A 4,398-nucleotide genomic window follows, 5' to 3' on the forward strand; every position below is an offset into this window, starting at 1 on the left:
GTCTGACACTGTGCCGCCGGACCGCCACGCAGAAACAAGAAAGGGAGCCGATGGCTCCCTTTCTTGTTGGATCAAAGTGATCAGCGGTTCGCTGTGGTTTTGCGACGCACCGCTAGCATGCCCAGGGCACCAAGCCCCAACAAGGCGATGGATCCCGGCTCAGGCACGCCTGTTGGAGGAGTGCTGGTCATGCCAGAGACGGACAGAAGCTTGAAGGCATCGATCTTCGAGTCGCTGTTGCCCATCGCGCTGATGAGCCAGTAGCTGGAGAAAGTCGTGGTCGAAACGCCAGCGCTGCCACCTGCGACAAGGTTGCCGCTGCTGTTGTTCGATGCACCGACGTCGAAGTAATCGCCAATCAATTTCCAGCTGGAATCTGATTTGTTGTAAGTGGTCGGTCCGTTGGCTGCTGTGCCGGTCCACGCATACACAGAAATGTCAGAGTCGTTGTATCCGTTGTAGGAGTTGTCGGTGCCGTTCCAGCCGATTTGGAAAGATGACAATGAGACCGTTGAAGCGAAGTTCAGCACCAGAGCATCAATGCCCCCGTAGCTGTCCACCGCATGCGGCCCGGTGGCGTTGGGATCCTCATTGACATTGACCACACCCAAGCCACCGCCTCCCCACGAATACACAGATGCGCTGATGGCAGTCGATCCGCTGGTGGCCACAGCACCCACACGAACATCAGTGGTGGTACCGGATCCACATGGATCCCAGGCACTGTAAGCACCCGAGTTGGACACTTTGGCGCCATTGCTGCAAGTGCTGAAGTCCTGCGTCCATGAGGCGGCGTTGGCACTGCCCATCGAAGCCAGCAAGACAGTTGCAGCGATTGACCAGGGACGGCAGGCGGAAGTGTTCGAAGACTTCATGGGGTAACTCCCGAAGCGATAACAAGCAGTTACGACTTGCACGCAAATTTCAGGCCATCTTTTAAGTGGCTTACGAATCATCGACTTACAAGCTGCCTGGCCACAGGACGAGCTGAATTGTAAAAAAAGTCGACAAATCAAGGTTGAAGTCCGACCAAGTCACGTGCATCGGTTGCACCCTCAAACCGGTCGCTGATTTTCAAAGCCTCCCGCGCTTCGTCCCGCGCCTCTGCCTTGCGTCCGGTGGCAAACAGCACCTTGGCCAGGTGATATCGAATCTCCGGGTTGCCGGGTGCCCGTAGCCGGGCGTCGCGCAGCAATGGCAAGGCCTGTTCGGTCTGGCCTTGCTGAAACAGCACCCAGCCCAGCGTGTCGATCACCAGTGGGTTCTGCGGTGCCAGCTTGTGTGCGGCCTGAGCAGTCTGCAGGGCGGCCGGGTCCTTGAGCTTGAGCTGGGCGTTCGCCAGGTTGTTCAAGGCTTGCGCGTTTTGCGGTTGCACCTTGAGCGCCGCCTTGTAGGCGGTGGCCGCATCGCCGAACCGGCCGGCCCGGGCGTGCAAATCGCCTACCTGCAACTGAACCGCCACGTCGTTGGGCGCCTGACGCAGTCGCTGGCGCCCGATGTCCAGCGCTTCATTGCCCTGGTTCTGGCTGGCCAGGATGTTCATCAGCGTCAGCGTGGTGCCGGTACTGGGCTCCACCTTGTGGGCCTGGCGGTGGGACGCGATGGCGACGGTCGGGTTCTTGCGCGCCATCGCCAGATCGCCCAGCAGGCTGTGCCCCAGGGCTTTGTTCGGCTGGCTTTGAGCGATTTGTCGGGCTCGGGCTTCGGCCTTGTCGGACGAGCCTTGGCGCTGTTCCACCTGCACCATGAGCGCTTGCGCAGGGATGAAATTGGGTTGGTCGCTCAGCGCCTTGCTCAGGCTGTAGGCCGCCCCGTCCACATTGCCTGCGGCCAGTTGCAGACGGGCAATTTCGGATTGCTGGGGGGCGTTGAAGTCTGCCACGCGGGTCGCACTGCTCAGCGTGCCGCGTGCTCCGTTGTTATCGCCCAGCGCGAGTTGGGCACGCGCATAGATCAGCAGCGAGGACAGGTCATTGGGTTGTTTGGCCAGGGCGATCTTGCCTTCTTCCAACGCCTGTTGCGGCTTGCCCTGGCGCAGGTTGAGCTCCATGAGTGCCAGGTTCCAGCGCATGTCCTTGCGGTCGCTGGCGTCGCGGGCGCGCAGCAGCCAGCGCATGGCTTCTTCGCTTTGGCCTTTGCGCTCGCTCACGCGCGCCATTTCAGCCATCGCGTCGCTGTTTTTGGGGGCGTCTCGAAGCAGGGCGGTCAGTCGCTGCTCGGCTGCGACCATCTGGTTGGCGTCGATGTCCATGCGCGCCAGCTGCAGGCGCGACGCAGGCAGCTTGGGGTTCAGGCTCAGCGCCTTTTCGTAGGCCTGACGTGCATCGGCCGTTTTGCCGCTTCGCAGCAGCATGTCGCCCAACTGGTGTTGCAGACCAGAGTTGTCAGGGTAGCGTTTGACCATGTCGCGCACCAGCGCCAGCGCCTGCGGCAGGCGGTTCTGCTGGGCATAGAGCTGCGCCAGCGACATGCCGGCGGACACTTGGCCAGGGTCCTGGCGCCAGGCGGTTTCCAGCTCGGTGATGGCACCTTCGGTCTTGCCGCTGCCCAGCAGACTCAGGCCCAGCGCGGTGCGGAACTCGGGCCGGTCCTGCTTCTTGACGGCTTCCTGCAGGAACTGGGTCGCGCGGGCGGTTTTGCCCTGCGACATGTAGGCCGAGCCCAGCAGGTTCAGCGCCAGGCCGTCGTCCGGGTTGCTGCGCAGGTAGGTTTCGAGCAGCGGAATGGCCAGTGCGGTGTTGCCCTCACTCATCTGGATACGTGCGAGCAGGCGGACCACCGGGCTGTTGGGTTGCACCTTGAGGAAGGCTTCGAGGTACTGCCGTGCCTTGGCCAGCTCGTTCAGACCGTAGTGCGACAGACCGTTGAGCATGAGCAGCTGAGGGCGGTACTGCACGTAGGCAATGGGCACCGGGTCCAGCAGCTGGGTGACTTCCTGCAGCGCGGCCTTGGCGACCGCTGGCTGGTTCTCGCGCTCGGCCACCAGCGCACGCAAGTAGGCGGCTCGTGGCTCCTTGGGCGCTGCGGTCTTGAGCTGGTCCAGCGCCTGAGAGGCTTCCTTGAGCTGGTTGCGGTCGATGAAGATGCCGGCGCGGGCAATCAGCGCCTCGGCGTGATCTGGCTTCAGGCTCAGCGCCTTGGCGTAGTCGGCCAGCGCAGCTTCGAGGTTGCCCTGCACGTGGCGCACCGAGCCTTTGACGTAGTACACCTCGGCGTCGTCCGGCGCGACCGCCACACTGCGCTCGGCGGCCTGCAGTGCTTCGGCGAACTGCCGGGCACGCACACGTACCGGCACTTCGGCCAGCCAGACGTCGGCGCGCCTGTCGTTCAGGGCACGGGCCTGCTTGATGGTCGCCAGGGCCTCACGGTTGTCACCCAAGTCGGTGTGGGCGCCAGCGCGCAGCAGCAGCAGCGTCTGCAATGCGTCGTTGGGCAGCCCGCTGGGTTGCAGCTGCGGGTGCACCAGCATCTCGCGCTGACGGCCCTGGGCGATGATCACCTGCGCCAGCGGCGCCGCCACTTCCGAGCGGCTGATACCCAGGCGCAGCGCTTCGTTGTAGGCCACCTCGGCACCGACCACGTCGCCGTTTTGCTGCAGGGCGCGGCCCAGCAGGAACTGGATGGCCAGCTTGTTGGGCTCGTTGCGCAGCGCGTTCTTGAGCTGGATGATGGCGCCTGCATAGTCCTTCGAATCGAAGCGCTGCAGCGCGTCTTCGTAGAAGCTGGCGGCCAGAGCCGGTAGGCTGGCGCCCAGAAGCCCGGCCAGCAACAGGGCCTGGGCGGATCGGTGCAGTCGCAGCGGCAGCGGCAATGGGCGGAGGCGGTTCATGCGTCCATTTTCGCGCATCCACCATGAAAAGGGCCTCCGAAGAGGCCCTTTGGCTGACCGCCTTGCGGTCTTTACAGCGAATCGATGAAGCTGCGCAGCTTGTCCGAGCGGCTGGGGTGCTTGAGCTTGCGCACCGCCTTGCTCTCGATCTGGCGGATGCGCTCGCGCGTCACGTCGAACTGCTTGCCCACCTCTTCCAGCGTGTGGTCGGTGCTCATCTCGATGCCGAAACGCATGCGCAGCACCTTGGCTTCGCGCGGCGTGAGGCTGTCCAGGATTTCCTTGACCACTTCGCGCAGACCGGCCTGCATGGCTGCCTCGATGGGCGCCGTGTTGGCCTGGTCTTCGATGAAGTCGCCCAGGTGCGAATCGTCGTCGTCGCCGATGGGGGTTTCCATCGAGATCGGCTCTTTCGCGATCTTCATGATCTTGCGGATCTTGTCCTCGGGCATCTCCATCTTCTCGGCCAGGATGGACGCATCGGGCTCGAAACCGTGTTCCTGCAAATGCTGGCGGCTGATGCGGTTCATCTTGTTGATGGTCTCGATCATGTGCACCGGGATGCGGAT

The 4,398-nt window shown here is 63.1% G+C and carries 3 protein-coding genes; all 3 read right to left on the reverse strand.

What is annotated here, in order from left to right:
- Nucleotides 1-80: 80 nt before the first annotated feature.
- Complete coding sequence (gene xdp1, locus ACR2JA_RS19450; RefSeq protein WP_434010712.1) at nt 81-875, reverse strand: exosortase-dependent surface protein XDP1; 795 nt, start codon at nt 873-875, stop codon at nt 81-83.
- Nucleotides 876-1,012: 137 nt separating this feature from the next.
- Complete coding sequence (gene prsT, locus ACR2JA_RS19455; RefSeq protein WP_434010713.1) at nt 1,013-3,829, reverse strand: XrtA/PEP-CTERM system TPR-repeat protein PrsT; 2,817 nt, start codon at nt 3,827-3,829, stop codon at nt 1,013-1,015.
- A 71-nt stretch (nt 3,830-3,900) separates the two neighbouring features.
- On the reverse strand, nt 3,901-4,398 hold a 498-nt coding region (locus ACR2JA_RS19460; protein ID WP_434010714.1), incomplete at its 5' end, for a sigma-70 family RNA polymerase sigma factor.

Source organism: Hydrogenophaga sp. (assembly GCF_051007235.1).
Taxonomy (GTDB): domain Bacteria; phylum Pseudomonadota; class Gammaproteobacteria; order Burkholderiales; family Burkholderiaceae_C; genus Hydrogenophaga.